Origin of the sequence: Microcystis aeruginosa FD4, from assembly GCF_009792235.1 — a bacterium.
In the GTDB taxonomy this organism is placed as follows: domain Bacteria; phylum Cyanobacteriota; class Cyanobacteriia; order Cyanobacteriales; family Microcystaceae; genus Microcystis; species Microcystis viridis.
On sequence record NZ_CP046973.1, the window covers coordinates 5433904 to 5449501 of the forward strand.

13 protein-coding genes and 1 pseudogene are annotated in these 15598 nt (G+C 41.8%); all 14 read right to left on the minus strand.

The features are described from left to right. Positions 1 to 9: 9 nt before the first annotated feature. The 14 genes and pseudogenes from GQR42_RS26920 to GQR42_RS26990 all read right to left on the minus strand — a co-directional run bounded on the left by GQR42_RS26920 (position 10) and on the right by GQR42_RS26990 (position 15535). Positions 10 to 930, minus strand: coding sequence for an FTR1 family iron permease (locus GQR42_RS26920; protein ID WP_158202314.1), 921 nt, complete (start codon positions 928 to 930; stop codon positions 10 to 12). A 35-nt stretch (positions 931 to 965) separates the two neighbouring features. Beyond that, positions 966 to 1400, minus strand: a complete 435-nt coding sequence (locus GQR42_RS26925; RefSeq protein WP_002731529.1) for a ferritin-like domain-containing protein — start codon at positions 1398 to 1400, stop codon at positions 966 to 968. A gap of 229 nt (positions 1401 to 1629) precedes the next feature. Then, positions 1630 to 2490, minus strand: a complete 861-nt coding sequence (locus GQR42_RS26930; protein ID WP_158202315.1) for a tetratricopeptide repeat protein — start codon at positions 2488 to 2490, stop codon at positions 1630 to 1632. A gap of 410 nt (positions 2491 to 2900) precedes the next feature. Then, positions 2901 to 4586 carry a dihydroxy-acid dehydratase gene (ilvD, locus tag GQR42_RS26935; RefSeq protein ID WP_158202593.1) on the minus strand — a complete coding sequence of 562 codons (1686 nt, stop codon included), beginning with the start codon at positions 4584 to 4586 and terminating at the stop codon, positions 2901 to 2903. A 122-nt stretch (positions 4587 to 4708) separates the two neighbouring features. Then, a complete protein-coding gene (locus tag GQR42_RS26940; RefSeq protein WP_158202316.1) occupies positions 4709 to 4921 on the minus strand; it encodes a hypothetical protein in 213 nt (70 codons plus the stop codon). After that, positions 4914 to 5870: a DUF4351 domain-containing protein gene (locus GQR42_RS26945; protein WP_158202317.1), complete on the minus strand. Its 957-nt coding sequence runs from the start codon at positions 5868 to 5870 to the stop codon at positions 4914 to 4916. Before GQR42_RS26945 ends, GQR42_RS26940 begins: the two co-directional genes overlap by 8 nt. Further along, positions 5863 to 6807, minus strand: a complete 945-nt coding sequence (locus GQR42_RS26950) for a DUF4351 domain-containing protein (RefSeq protein WP_158202318.1) — start codon at positions 6805 to 6807, stop codon at positions 5863 to 5865. Before GQR42_RS26950 ends, GQR42_RS26945 begins: the two co-directional genes overlap by 8 nt. Then, positions 6800 to 7759, minus strand: a complete 960-nt coding sequence (locus GQR42_RS26955) for a DUF4351 domain-containing protein (protein ID WP_158202319.1) — start codon at positions 7757 to 7759, stop codon at positions 6800 to 6802. The genes GQR42_RS26950 and GQR42_RS26955 overlap by 8 nt, the downstream gene beginning before the upstream one ends. Before the next feature lie 64 nt (positions 7760 to 7823). Then, the gene (locus tag GQR42_RS29760; RefSeq protein ID WP_158202320.1) at positions 7824 to 11792 is read right to left on the minus strand and encodes a M10 family metallopeptidase C-terminal domain-containing protein; all 3969 of its coding nucleotides are present in this window, start codon (positions 11790 to 11792) and stop codon (positions 7824 to 7826) included. Positions 11793 to 11868: 76 nt separating this feature from the next. Next, a complete protein-coding gene (locus GQR42_RS26965; protein ID WP_158202321.1) occupies positions 11869 to 12096 on the minus strand; it encodes a hypothetical protein in 228 nt (75 codons plus the stop codon). A 623-nt stretch (positions 12097 to 12719) separates the two neighbouring features. Then, the gene (locus tag GQR42_RS29710; RefSeq protein WP_257792611.1) at positions 12720 to 12848 is read right to left on the minus strand and encodes a hypothetical protein; all 129 of its coding nucleotides are present in this window, start codon (positions 12846 to 12848) and stop codon (positions 12720 to 12722) included. Positions 12849 to 12853: 5 nt separating this feature from the next. Then, positions 12854 to 13114, minus strand: coding sequence for a hypothetical protein (locus GQR42_RS26980; protein WP_158202322.1), 261 nt, complete (start codon positions 13112 to 13114; stop codon positions 12854 to 12856). A 231-nt stretch (positions 13115 to 13345) separates the two neighbouring features. Beyond that, positions 13346 to 14302, minus strand: a complete 957-nt coding sequence (locus GQR42_RS26985; RefSeq protein ID WP_158202323.1) for a DUF4351 domain-containing protein — start codon at positions 14300 to 14302, stop codon at positions 13346 to 13348. Between the two features lie 293 nt (positions 14303 to 14595). Next, positions 14596 to 15535: pseudogene (locus GQR42_RS26990) on the minus strand (cytosolic protein). Positions 15536 to 15598: the final 63 nt, after the last annotated feature.

Genomic DNA, 15598 nt, shown 5'->3' on the forward strand with positions numbered 1-15598 from the left:
GATTACTGTTTACTGGTCACTGGTCACTGTTTGAGGACGTTCTCGTAAGCTTTGGAAATAGAGGCCACCGATAAGCAGTAAAAAGAGGATATAAGCAACAATTTGACTGATATAGAGGTTTTGACGATAACCAAACAGGGATTTAAGCAGGAGTCCGGGGAAAGTGCGATCGCTCAAAATTTGGGAACCGTCCCAAACTTGAAAACCGAGAAGACAGGAGGAGGGGAGAGAAGGACAGAAATTGCGATAAAAAGGGTCAATTTCACTTAAAAGACCGATTCCTGCGTCGATATGTTTCAAAACACCGATGAGTAATCCCGCAACGATTAAGAGCAGGAAAGTCCCCATAATTTGGAAAAAGAGACGGATATTAATTTTTACTTCCCCTGCAAATAGGAGAATTCCCAACAAAGTCGCGACACTTAACCCCGCTATCGCACCGAGGGTTTGTAGCTGCCAATCTTTTTGGAATTGGGCCAGGATAAAGAGGACAGTTTCAAATCCCTCTCGCAAGACAGCGATAAAAACGAGCAGAAAAATCGCTTTTCCTGCCCCATTTTCCGATTTTAAACCCACTTTTACCGCACTTTCTACCTCAGACTTCAAGGATTTGGCCTGTTGAGTCATCCAAATTAACATCCAACTCAACATCAAAACGGCAATCAGTCCAAAAGTGGCGGCCAGTAATTCCTTGAGCATTGGTACGAATGGACTAGGAGAGGCATCCACTTGCAAAAGGATTCCCCCTAACAAAATACCGACCAAAACACTAGCGACTACTCCTGCACCAATACCACGATACACCCATGAGTTAAGTTGCGATCGACCCGATTTTTGTAAACAAGCGAGGACAATTCCCACCACTAAAGCGGCCTCGAAACCTTCCCGGAGAGTGATAATAAAAGTGGGTAAAGCGGAACTGAGATTCATAAGCTAGTCGATAAACTTCTAGCTTTGATCCTAGCTTAAGCAAAATCCCGCAGCATCTTGCGAATTTCCAGATTGTGTAATTCTTCTTGTCCGATCATACCGCGAGCGAATTCTTCTAGGTAAATACTGGCATCTTCGACGGTTTCTAGGAGTGCTTTGTACAAATCAAGGGATTTTTTCTCATGATTGAGGCTCTCACTCAAGATTGCTTTGATATTATGTTCATAGCTTTCCTCGATGGGGGCAATTTTTAAGCTAGGATGACCTTCTAAACCGGTGAGAATTTCCCCAACTTGTTGCGCGTGGGTGAGGGACTCCGTGGCCTGAGTCTGGAAAAATTGGACAATGGGGATGCGATGGGGCCCTGTCACCATCAGGGAATAGTGGGTATAACGGACAACTCCCGCTAGTTCAAATTCCATGATTTCGTTCAGTTGTTCGATGGTTTTGTCTCTGTCTAGTTCTCGCATAAGATTCTCAATAATTTGTCTCTAATTGCAATTGTAGCTAATCCAGACTGGCTAAATAAATCTTAAAACCTTGTTGGCTAATATCTTTAGGCTTTTTTGCCATCAAAAAAGTGCCAGATATTGGAGCAATCGGGGGGAAATTTTAGGCACTTTTTCCCTGAAAATGCCTAAAACCCCACACACCCCACAAAAAACCTTTTCAGCAAACCCTAGGTACTGCAAAAGGATTTTAGCCGGGGGAATAGCAACTCAAGAGGTCATTAAAGGTTTCATTTTGCCTTAAACTATCGAAAACAAAGTTATTACGCGCTAATTCGCCGCAAATATCCGGTTCTATGTCTAGAGCTTCCCGTAAACAGTCGATCGCTTTTTGTTGTTGACCGAGGGCGGCATAACAGCAGGCGGAATTATACCACGCATAGCGATCATTTTGATCGATTTTTAACGATTCTTCATAACAGGCGATCGCTTCTGTTAAACGCTGTAATTCCTGTAGGATCACACCCTGTTGATACCAGGACCAGTAATCTTGCGGTCGGATATCGAGGGCGGTACGATAATTAAATAAAGCCTCTTGGGGATTGCCCCAATCCCGGAAAGCGTCGCCGCGACGATACCAGGCCCAATAATCCCGGGGTCGCGCCGCCAGGGCCAGATCGTAGGAAGTAATAGCGCGTTCGTAGTTTTTGAGCAATCGATAGGCCTCCCCTTGCCGGTAGGCAGCCCAATAGTCCCCCGGACTATGACTTAGGGCCCGTTGAAAACAAGCGATCGCTTTTTGGTAGTCCTTTAATTCCTGTAGATAAACACAACCTTGATCATACCAAGCCCAATAGTTATCGTCCTTTACCTGTGCGGCGTTAGCATAACTTTGAGCGGCTTCTTCATACATTCCCAAGTCTTCTAGTATCATACCCCTTTTGTACCATGCCCAATAATCATCTGGATAATATTCTAAGGCTTTTTCGTAGCTGATTAAGGCTCCAAAATAGTCCATTCTTTCTTTTAAAATATTGCCTTGGTCATACCAATCCCGATAGGTATCCGGACGGCATTCGAGCGCTCGATAGACAGTGAGTAGATAGGTCATAGTCATTAATCTTTAACGGAGGCAGCAGTCAGGAGGTGGGAGTCTGGAGGCAGGAGTCTGGAGTCTGGAGAATTAAGAATGAGCATTAATTAGGGCTGGCTGAATAAATGTGAAATGTAGGCAAGGTAAGGGTTTTGTGGCTTTACGAGCGAAACAGGTGCAAGATTTTGAGAGAATCATGCTTCAAAACCTTGTGTCTTCATCGGCCCGCGTCCTGTAGGGGCGAAGCATTCGGGCAATAACCTATCGGTGAAACCGTAGATTTTCTATCCGAATGCTTCGCCCGTACTTTTTGCTGCAAACCCTAGTTAGAGCCGTCAGTCTTATCAGTTACCAGTTATCAGTGGGGGTGTTCGGTGGGCAGTGGGGGAACTGGCGATCGCAATTGATCGCCATTTGCTTTGACACTTTTAGAACAGGTCTAGATCTGTTAAAGCGCCGAGACTGCTAGAGGAGACTAACTTAGCGTATTTGCCGAGAATTCCCGTTTTATAGCGTGAGGGTCGCGGTTGCCAATGGTTACGACGACGGACTAATTCTTCCTCCGATACATTTAAACTCAAGAGACGCTGACGAGCATCAATAGTAATTTGATCCCCTTCCTCGACTAGAGCAATTGTACCACCTACTGCCGCTTCGGGAGCGACGTGACCGACCACCAGACCGTAGGTTCCCCCGGAAAAACGACCATCGGTAATTAATCCCACGGAATCCCCTAAACCGGCGCCGATAATTGCCGAAGTGGGGGCCAACATTTCCCGCATACCCGGTCCACCTACTGGTCCCTCGTAACGGACAACCACCACATCCCCGGCTTCAATTTTTCCGGCTAAAATTGCCTCTAAACAGGTTTCTTCCGACTCAAACACCCGCGCAGGCCCAGTGATTACCGGAGTTTTCACGCCGCTAATTTTGGCCACAGACCCCTCTGTGGCCAGATTTCCTTTTAAAATGGCTAAATGACCCTCTTTATAGACAGGATTGCTAAAAGGACGGATAACATCTTGGCCTGACGGCGGTTGGTCGGGAATATCGGCTAAAATCTCGGCGATAGTCTGACCGCTAATGGTGAGAGCATCCCCATGTAGTAAACCATTAACCAGCAGAATTTTCATCACTTGGGGAATACCGCCGGCTTTATGTAGATCCACGGTAACGTAACGCCCGGAGGGTTTAAGATCGCAGATAACCGGTACACGCTGCCGGATAGTTTCAAAATCATCGATCGATAATTCTACCCCCATGGTGCGGGAAATGGCTAAAAGGTGCAGGACAGCGTTAGTGGAACCTCCCACCGCCATAATTACCGAAATCGCGTTTTCAAAGGCTTTACGGGTCAAAATTTGGCTGGGTAGAATCTGTTTTCTAATCGCCTCGACTAAAACCTTGGCCGATTCTTCGGTACTATCGGCTTTTTCCTCATCTTCGGCGGCCATGGTCGAGGAATAGGGTAAACTCATGCCCATGGCTTCAAAAATGGAAGACATGGTATTAGCAGTAAACATTCCACCACAGGAACCAGCACCGGGGCAAGCGTTGCGTTCAATTCCGGTTAGGTCTTCTTCACTGATTTTACCGGCGCTGTACTGTCCCACCGCTTCAAAGGCACTGACCACGGTTAAATCGCAATCTTTGTAGCGCCCCGGTTTAATCGTGCCACCATAGACGAAAATAGCGGGAATATTCATCCGGGCCATGGCAATCATTGCCCCCGGCATATTTTTGTCACAACCCCCGATAGCGAGGACTCCATCGAGACTTTGACCATTACAGACCGTTTCAATGGAATCGGCGATTACTTCCCTAGAAACGAGAGAATATTTCATCCCTTCTGTTCCCATGGAAATTCCGTCACTAATGGTGATAGTCCCGAAAAGTTGCGGCATTCCCCCCGCTAATCTGGTGGCTGCTTCGGCGCGCATTGCTAAATCATTAATTCCCATGTTACAGGGGGTAATGGTGCTAAATCCGTTAGCGATGCCGATGATTGGTTTGCTAAAGTCCTCATCCCCAAAACCTACCGCTCTTAACATGGCCCGATTGGGACTGCGTTGGGTACCTTGGGTAACAATGCGACTTCTGTAGTTATCTGCCATAACTTTATCTTTCTCCAATGGCGGCTGACGGGTGCGATCGCTGCTCAAGTTCTCTAATCGCACCTTATATTTCTATTTTCTGACTTTTGGCCGCTCTGAGCAGGTTTTAGGACAGCCCATCTCTAAAGAAAATATAAAACTGTGGGATTATTCAGCAATAACGAAGAGGCTATGGCCTTAGAAACTTTCGGAATTTTTTGGTGAAAAGTAGGTTGTCTTGGCATTTTGTCTGTTAATTTAGCATAAAGAGTAACGAAGAGTCCGAAAAATTCGGGTAAGTAGGTTTCGACAATATCTTTCCAGGGACTGTCGAAAGATGTACTTGGTTCAGTCATGGTTTTGGGATAACCAGTGGAGCAAATCTGCCTCATTTTCAAAGTCCAGCAGAGCTTCTCCCAAGTCTTCCAATTGTTTAACAGATAATTGACGTATCTGTTTCTCGACACTGGTTGTAACTTGACCGAGACGACGGTTTAGTAAGCGTAATACCAGGGTGGCTTCACCTCGCTGCATTCCCTGTTCAATTCCCTGTTCAATTCCCAATCTTTCCACGCTAGTAATATAAGGCATCCTCGTTTCCTCCTCTAGTTGACGGATTTCCCGCCAGAATTCTTGTTCTAAGTTTTTTGGCAAACTCATCAGCCAATCAATAAACCTGAACAGGTTGATGACATCTTGCCTTTGGTAGCCTTGTTGGTATAACCTCCTTGTCAGTGACAATTTCCATTCCAGTCTTTCCTGTCTGTTATTCCGCGTCTGATGCGCTTTTAAATGCGCCATGACGACGGTAGCAAAGGGGTTGCGGTTATTGACTAAGGCTTCCCAATCTTGTCCTAAGTCTAACAATTTTACGACGGGAAAGGAAAAATTAATTTGACAGCCGAAGATTTCATAGCCAAATTCAGAGGGTCGCCAATTGCTATTCTCATCTCCTAAGACGATAAAACTAGCGACTCTGCGTCGATATTTGTCAAAGATTCTATAGTGATAAACATAGATTCTTTCGGCAAATTGTGACTCATACTGGCTCTGGATTTCTAGGTGAATAAGTATCCAAGTTTCTTCCCCATCTTTGAGATAAACTTTGACTAATTTATCGACAAAACGTTTACCTAATTCGGCATCTCTGACAACTTGTCTAAGTTCTTGGTCAAGAAAATCAAAACCTCTTTCCCAGTCAATAGCTGTGTAAGCATTGGGGAAGAAGAAGGCGAAAAATTCGGGTAGATAAGTTTCGACAATATCTTTCCAGGGACTGTCGAAAGATGTACTTGGTTCAGTCATGGTTTTGGGACAGCCAGTGGAGCAAATCTGCCTCATTTTCAAAGTCCAGGAGAGCTTCTCCCAAGTCTTCCAATTGCTCAACAGATAATTGACGGACCTGTTTCTCGACACTGGTTGTAACTTGACCGAGACGACGGTTTAGTAAGCGTAATACCAGGGTGGCTTCACCTCGCTGCATTCCCTGTTCAATCCCCAATCTTTCCACGCTAGTAATATAAGGCATCCTCGTTTCCTCCTCCCATTGACGGATTTCCCGCCAGAATTCTTGTTCTAAGTTTTTTGGCAAACTCATCAGCCAATCAATAAACCTGAACAGGTTGATGACATCTTGCCTTTGGTAGCCTTGTTGGTATAACCTCCTTGTCAGTGACAATTTCCATTCCAGTCTTTCCTGTCTGTTATTCCGCGTCTGATGCGCTTTTAAATGCGCCATGACGACGGTAGCAAAGGGGTTACGGTTATTGACTAAGGCTTCCCAATCTTGTCCTAAGTCTAACAATTTTACGACGGGAAAGGAGAAATTAACTTGACAGCCGAAGATTTCATAGCCAAATTCAGAGGGTCGCCAATTGCTATTCTCATCTCCTAAGACGATAAAACTAGCGACTCTGCGTCGATATTTGTCAAAGATTCTATAGTGATAAACATAGATTCTTTCGGCAAATTGTGACTCATACTGGCTCTGGATTTCTAGGTGAATAAGTATCCAAGTTTCTTCCCCATCTTTGAGATAAACTTTGACTAATTTATCGACAAAACGTTTACCTAATTCGGCATCTCTGACAACTTGTCTAAGTTCTTGGTCAAGAAAATCAAAACCTCTTTCCCAGTCAATAGCTGTATAAGCATCGGGGAAGAAGAAGGCGAAAAATTCGGGTAGATAAGTTTCGACAATATCTTTCCAGGGACTGTCGAAAGATGTACTTGGTTCAGTCATGGTTTTGGGACAGCCAGTGGAGCAAATCTGCCTCATTTTCAAAGTCCAGGAGAGCTTCTCCCAAGTCTTCCAATTGCTCAACAGATAATTGACGGACCTGTTTCTCGACACTGGTTGTAACTTGACCGAAACGGCGGTTTAGTAAGCGTAATACCAAGTTAGCTCCCTCTCGCTGCATTCCCTGTTCAATTCCCTGTTCAATTCCCAATCTTTCCACGCTAGTAATATAAGGCATCCTCGTTTCCTCCTCCCATTGACGGATTTCCCGCCAGAATTCTTGTTCTAAGTTTTTTGGCAAACTCATCAGCCAATCAATAAACCTGAACAGGTTGATGACATCTTGCCTTTGGTAGCCTTGTTGGTATAACCTCCTTGTCAGTGACAATTTCCATTCCAGTCTTTCCTGTCTGTTATTCCGCGTCTGATGCGCTTTTAAATGCGCCATGACGACGGTAGCAAAGGGGTTACGGTTATTGACTAAGGCTTCCCAATCTTGTCCTAAGTCTAACAATTTTACGACGGGAAAGGAAAAATTAACTTGACAGCCGAAGATTTCATAGCCAAATTCAGAGGGTCGCCAATTGCTATTCTCATCTCCTAAGACGATAAAACTAGCGACTCTGCGTCGATATTTGTCAAAGATTCTATAGTGATAAACATAGATTCTTTCGGCAAATTGTGACTCATACTGGCTCTGGATTTCTAGGTGAATAAGTATCCAAGTTTCTTCCCCATCTTTGAGATAAACTTTGACTAATTTATCGACAAAACGTTTACCTAATTCGGCATCCCTGACAACTTGTCTAAGTTCTTGGTCAAGAAAATCAAAACCTCTTTCCCAGTCAATAGCTGTGTAAGCATTGGGGAAGAAGAAGGCGAAAAATTCGGGTAGATAAGTTTCGACAATATCTTTCCAGGGACTGTCGAAAGATGTGTTGGTTTCAGTATTCATAGTTTTTATTCTCACACAATTTCGCTATTTTGTTAAATTTGTATGAGCATAAATAACTCAGCATTTAACTAACAAAAATATCTTCATAGGTGAGAGCTAATCCTGTATTGAGAGTAGCAATTTGTTGAGCGGACTGGATACCGTTACCATCCACATCAAAGAGTAAAGCGCCGCTGGTGGAATTGTAAATAAACCGTTGACTGGCGTTAGTCGCACTACTACCTATTAGGAATTGAACCTGTGTGATTGTATCTCCTGCAATTAAACCACCGCCAAAGCCTTGTCTTGATACTTGAATAAAATCTTGACCAGGAGTAAAATCGGTAATGGCATCATTCCCTAAGTTGGAAGAAGCGAAGTAGAAAATATCGCCACCTGTACCACCCGTAAGAATATCGTCTCCGGCTCCACCAATTAAGTAATCGTTAGCATTTGTTCCTAATAGTACGTCTTTCCCATTTGTCCCTACATGACGACGGGTACTATCATCGTTAATAATGGTGGCAATTTGAGCAGCGGTAGTACCAATACTATAGCCTGTGCCTGCGGCTAGTTGAAGACTAATAGTTTCATTGGGTTCAACAACAGTATCTGCGGTAGGAGCTATGGTAATACTGGTGGTGGTTGAACCTGGATTAAAGGTAATAGTTTTTCCGTTTCCAGGAGTTGCGCCTGTATAATCAGTAGCACTAGCAGTACCAGCGATATTGTAGTTGACGGTTAAGGCGTTTGTTGTTACTCCTGTGCGAGTAAATGTGTAAACAAAGTTACTCGGACTACTCTCGCTAATACCGCTATAGTTCAAGCTGAGAGTAATACTAGGAAGGGTGACATCATCATTGGTAATTGTTCCCGTAGCTGTATTAGGAGTACCTACTGTATAACCTGTCCCAGTCGCAAGAGTTAAAGCAACAGTTTCATCACTTTCTACTGTAGTATCAGCAGTGGGGTCAACTGTTACAGTCGCAGTGGATGAATTAGCTGCGAAGGTGACAGTATTGGTAGTCCCTGTACGAGTGTAGTCGGTATTGAGAGTAGCTGTCCCTCCGAGGGTGTAATTGACGGTTAAAGCATTTGTTGTTACACCAGAACGGGTGAAGGTATAGACTAAGTTAGCTGTCCCATCTTCAGTCACACTACTGGGAGAAACCGCAAGAGTAACACTGGTATCATCATTGGTAATTGTTCCCGTAGCTGTATTAGGAGTACCTACTGTATAACCTGTCCCAGTCGCAAGAGTTAAAGCAACAGTTTCATCACTTTCTACTGTAGTATCAGCAGTGGGGTCAACTGTTACAGTCGCAGTGGATGAATTAGCTGCGAAGGTGACAGTATTGGTAGTCCCTGTACGAGTGTAGTCGGTATTGAGAGTAGCTGTCCCTCCGAGGGTGTAGTTAACGGTTAAAGCATTTGTTGTTACACCAGAACGGGTGAAGGTATAGACTAAGTTAGCTGTCCCATCTTCAGTCACACTACTGGGAGAGACAGCAAGAGTAATACTAGGGAAATCTTCCTCGACAGGAGCAATTGTTACAATTTGATCGAAAAATTGTAGTTTTTGAATGCCGTATAAAGTGTCTATGCCATCCCGATTAGCTACTGAATCTGTTATCGTAAAGACTCCTTGATTGCTAGTCCATGAATACTGAGAGCGATTGCCAGAATAGACGGCAGTATCATCTCCTGTGCCACCGTAGAGAGTATCACTTCCAGAACCCCCATCTAAACGGTCATCTCCCTGTTCTCCAAACAAAGTATCATTACCCTTAAATCCTCTCAGGGTATCATTGCCTAAACCACCAAATAGTTGATCATTATAAGTATAAACGTCATGACCATCAATAGACTGATTGAGGTTAATGGTATTAAAGATAAAATCACTTGTCTGTAAGAGAGTCGGATTAATGCCATTGAGTTTTAGCTGAGATTGATCACCGTCAAAAAAAGTAGTGATTAACGCATTATTTTTGCCATCATTACTAATTAGTAATTGTAGGGTAGCCCAATCACTCAGGTTCAAGCTACTCACATCAATTTTGTCCTGTCCCTGGACAAAATCCATCGCTACATCACTGTTTTGATAGTAGGCAAAGTTAAAGACATCATTACCTGTCCCACCGTAGAGAGTATCACTTCCAGAACCCCCATCTAAACGGTCATTTCCCTGTTCTCCAAACAAAGTATCATTACCCTTAAATCCTCTCAGGGTATCATTGCCTAAACCACCAAATAGTTGATCATTATAAGTATAAACGTCATGACCATCAATAGACTGATTGAGGTTAATGGTATTAAAGATAAAATCACTTGTCTGTAAGAGAGTCGGATTAATGCCATTGAGTTTTAGCTGAGATTGATCACCGTCAAAAAAAGTAGTGATTAACGCATTATTTTTGCCATCATTACTAATTAGTAATTGTAGGGTAGCCCAATCACTCAGGTTCAAGCTACTCACATCAATTTTGTCCTGTCCCTGGACAAAATCCATCGCTACATCACTGTTTTGATAGTAGGCAAAGTTAAAGACATCATTACCTGTCCCACCGTAGAGAGTATCACTTCCAGAACCCCCATCTAAACGGTCATCTCCCTGTTCTCCAAACAAAGTATCATTACCCTTAAATCCTCTCAGGGTATCATTGCCTAAACCACCAAATAGTTGATCATTATAAGTATAAACGTCATGACCATCAATAGACTGATTGAGGTTAATGGTATTAAAGATAAAATCACTTGTCTGTAAGAGAGTCGGATTAATGCCATTGAGTTTTAGCTGAGATTGATCACCGTCAAAAAAAGTAGTGATTAACGCATTATTTTTGCCATCATTACTAATTAGTAATTGTAGGGTAGCCCAATCACTCAGGTTCAAGCTACTCACATCAATTTTGTCCTGTCCCTGGACAAAATCCATCGCTACATCACTGTTTTGATAGTAGGCAAAGTTAAAGACATCATTACCTGTCCCACCGTAGAGAGTATCACTTCCAGAACCCCCATCTAAACGGTCATCTCCCTGTTCTCCAAACAAAGTATCATTACCCTTAAATCCTCTCAGGGTATCATTGCCTAAACCACCAAATAGTTGATCATTATAAGTATAAAAGTCATCACCATCAATAGACTGATTGAGGTTAATGGTATTAAAGATAAAATCACTTGTCTGTAAGAGAGTCGGATTAATGCCATTGAGTTTTAGCTGAGATTGACTACCGTCAAAAAAAGTAGTGATTAACGCATTATTTTTGCCATCATTACTAATTAGTAATTGTAGGGTAGCCCAATCACTCAGGTTCAAGCTACTCACATCAATTTTGTCCTGTCCCTGGACAAAATCCATCGCTACATCACTGTTTTGATAGTAGGCAAAGTTAAAGACATCATTACCTGTCCCACCGTAGAGAGTATCACTTCCAGAACCCCCATCTAAACGGTCATTTCCGGCTAGACCAGAAAGTGTATCATTACCTCCCAACCCATAAATGTTATCATCCCCAGAAGTTCCCGTAATATTATCATTCCCGTTTGTTCCCGTAAAATTCGCCTGCTCAATCTGAATCTGTTGACCATTCAAAGTAATATAAGCAGTATCATCTTCAGCTTTAAGCGCCTGTAACTGCTGAGTCGATAAACTCTCTCCTGACACCAACTCCGCAAAAATCGCCCCCTCATCTCCGGCACTATCCATCGGATTAATTTGAGCATCCACATAATGCCCAATTTCTTCTAAAATTACCTTAACTAGCGATTCTGAGGAAGCAACATTCAAAAAAGACTCTGATAGATAAATCTTATTCGTACTACTGGAATATGCACCCTTCGCTGTCCCTAAAACTTCACCACTGAGTACCTCAATTGGGGGAAGTTGACTGAAATTTCGACTTTGCCACTGATTTCGTAATTCTGTTGCCTTAACCACATCATAACTTGTGCCAAAAGCCATTTGCAAATTCGCCCAAAAGCCATCAGATTGAGCGAAATTAAACAAAATATCGTCAACAGCAGGAATAATCGGCAACAGGGAAGGATTCATGATATTCACCAGAAGGATTTACTGCGACTATTTTGTGCAAACAATCGCCAATTTTTCAAGGGTACTATAACATAAATTAACATTGATTACCAGAAAACGGGTTTCTCAAAGAAACCCGTTTTCTAAATAGTTTCTCGAAGAAACCCGTTTTCTCAGTTTCTAGTAGTGGTAATTCTGTCGCCTTAACCACATCATAACTTGTGCCAAAAGCAGTTGACCAATTGGCCCACAAACCATCAGATTGAGCGAAATTAAACAAAATATCGTCAACAGCAGGAATAATCGGCAAAAGAGAAGAAGTCATGACATTAACTGCAAAGGTTTATTGCTAACAGTTTTAGCCCAACAATCGCCAATTTTTCAAGGCTTCCACAACATAAATTAACATTATACAGAAAACGGGTTTCTCAAAGAAACCCGTTTTCTCAGTTCTCAATTACTCCCTGACAATGACAATTTTAGTGGGTTGTTGCCAAGTATGCGATCTGAACGACGTTCATAAATTGTATTTTTATTAGTTTATGGGACACAAACAATTCCTAATCCTGCCATTTGACGAATATGATCATCAAAAGCGAATACCTTAAATATTTGTAAGCGATGAGCCATAACTAAAATAGAACAATCTGTGTAACTCCATGTTTTATCATTGTACTTACAGAAAGCGGGAGCATCTCATTTATGCAAGTGAGTAACTATACTTGTCCCTAAAACTGGTTTCTAGCAAGGCTTTCAAAATAGCTTGACATAAAACCTGATTTAGGGGTTACAAAGGTGAGATGCTCCCCAGAAAGCTTCCCATATTGCCAGATCATCGCTATCTGAAACATTAATATAACGATGCTCTTCTCTTAGTATTTGACCCACTTGAATTGAGGCTCGACTAGATACCTTGCTCCGAATCCAAGTAACAGTTTCATCGAATACCTATTCGAGAATAATCCAATTATTATGAGGATTTTCTAGGCAATATTTTTGAGCGGTTTCGTGATGAGTTTCAGATTTGACAAAAAAGGCAATTAAAGCAGAAGTATCAACAATAATTTCTTTATCCACAATTTTTAATAAATAATTTCATCAATGTTTTCAGCGTAGTTAGTTACAACTTGACCTCGATTATCTTGTCCGATAATATATTTAGAATCGGGTTGGACAATTTCTAAACTTCCACAAAGTTCCCAAGTACGAGTCTTAGTAATATCTGGTAATTCAGCTTGAACATAATTTTCCAAAGCTTTGATAACAATCTCTTGAACTGAGAATTTTTGTTCTTGCAAACGAGATATTAATTCGTCGGGAATTTCGATCAATATTTGAGTCATTGATAAACCTAAGAGATTAACGTTGTTTTACTAACATTATAGCCTGTTTTTGAATTATAACCAAGAGACGCAATCGCTTGAATCAGTTACCGAAAGGCTAACAACTGTTCACTGATTCAGGTGATTCGCCATAAGTCCAGAAAACGGGTTTCTGAAGATTGTCCCTCAATTCCCCCCTCACAATGACAATTTTAGCGGGTTGTTGCGAGAAGGCGATCGCTAACGGAAGAGCTAATCTGTTAAAGTATTTAACCAATTGATTAAATCTTCAACCGTAGAGAAATCGAATAAAGCTTCTCCTAATACTTCGACATCATCAATACTTAACTGCATAATTTTAGTTTCCAATGAAAGATTAATCTCCCCTAACTTTCGTTTAATTTGACGAAGAATAAACGTCTTTTCACGTTCGATACCGCGTTCGATACCTTGTTCGATACCGCGTTCAATACCTTGTTCGATACCTTGACGCATCCAACTGGTGGTAATTTGCATAACTCCCTCCTGTACAGGTTGACTAAATGTGCTAATCTCTTCTTGAAATTGTATCTCTTCCACTGGATTTAGATTGAGATATGTATCAATAAATCCAGAAATTAATTGCATTCTCGCCGCATCTAACCTTAAAGTAATTAACAAGCGCAGACATTCCGCTTTTACCTTGGCTCGCTCTTTCTCGGCAATGTTCATCTTCGCCATCAAAGCTGAAGCAACCGGATTCGACTGATTGAGAAAATCTCGCCAATTTAATCGATTTAACTGCACTACTTGATAGTTAAATTCTAATACCTTAAAATCGGGAAAATCGACCACATACTGACTAATTGCTTCTCTTTTTGGCTTTGAATAAGAAAAAATTACAATCGGATAAATCGGTAAGACAAATTTCTCATGAAAGCGAGCAAAATAAGTAAACATTCGCCGATTAAACCACTTTCGGGAACTTTCCTGCGCCTCTACATGAATCAGAAAGAAAGATTCTTTTCCGCGAAACCTAACTTGTGCGACTAAATCGCTTTCATGTCTTTCTCCTTCCGTGACATCGGTAAATACTTCTTTGTCTAAAAAAGTAATCGATTCCCTATCTAAATAATCCATCAATTGAGGAAAAAACAACTCGATAAATTCAATAAAAAAGGTGGAGATTAACTCCTTAAATAAGCGATCATGATCAATATTATTAGTCATGTAATATAATTTTAACGAATCTGAGCGGTGAATGACTACCAGAAAATAACAACTTTTTGATTCTAACAAGTTTAAGGTTACTTTACAAGACTTACAGTAAAAGTGGACATTAAATCAATAAAAGTGGACAAAAGTGGAGCGGGTTAGCTCACTCTTAGGGTGTGTTAGCGTTAGCGTAACGCACCGTATAAGTCTGTATAATACGCTACAAATGTTTCCTAACAGGCGATTGGCCAGAAATCAAGAAAACGGGTTTCTTGAAGAAACCCGTTTTCTTGGGCGACAAACCAGAATTATTCAGGTTTGATTAACTGATTTAAATAGTCCTGAAAATCTGAGATTGAGTCAAGAGTAATCGCTTGTCTGTGGAGATTTTTCAGAAGAGAAGTGTCTTGAATTTGGCTAATCTCATCAACCAGTTCAGAAGGCACATTCTCAAACCGAATCTCAAGGGCATCAATGACAGATTCTCTCATCCCCTTTTCCATTCCCATTCTTTCAACACTGGTAATATAAGGCATTCTTTTTTCCTCCTCGTACTGATTTAATTCCTGTTGAAACTCTTGTTCTAATTCAGAGGGTAAGCTCATCAGCCAATCGATAAACTTAAAGAGGTTGATAATATCCTCTCGTTGATAACCCTGTTCGTACAACCGTTTAGTTAATGCTAATTTCGCTTCTTTGCGCTTTTTTCGGTTTTGCCGAGTTTCTAAAGCTTGGAGATGCGCCATCACGACTGTAGCAAAAGGATTGCGGCTGGCTTCTAAAGCTGACCACTGCTGCTTGAATTCTAGCAACTTGACGACCGGAAAGCGAAAACTCACTTGACAATCAAATAACTCACGCTCAAATTGATTGGGTCGCCAAGAAGCATTATCATCACCTAAAACTGCCAAACTCGCTACTGAACGCCTGTAACGAATAAATGCGGTAGTAATAGACAAACATCCGTTCAGCAAAGTCAATTTCTCGCTGACCCTGGATTTCTATGTGGATTAAAACCCAGGTCTCTTCTCCCGCCATACGATAAATTTTCACCAACTTATCGACGAGACGTTTGCCTAACTCAGCATCGCGCACCACTTGTTGAAGTTCTTTGTCGAGAAATTCAAAGCCTTGATTCCAATCAATACCCGCATGAGCTTGAGGAAAAAAGAAGGAAACAAAGTCTTCAAAGTAGATTTCTAAGACATCTTTCCAAGGAGTATCAAAATCAGTATTTGGGTTAGTCATTTCGGTTATCACTTCTCTTGAACCCCCGAAGCAATTTTTGTGATGTACTGTAGTTACAATCGC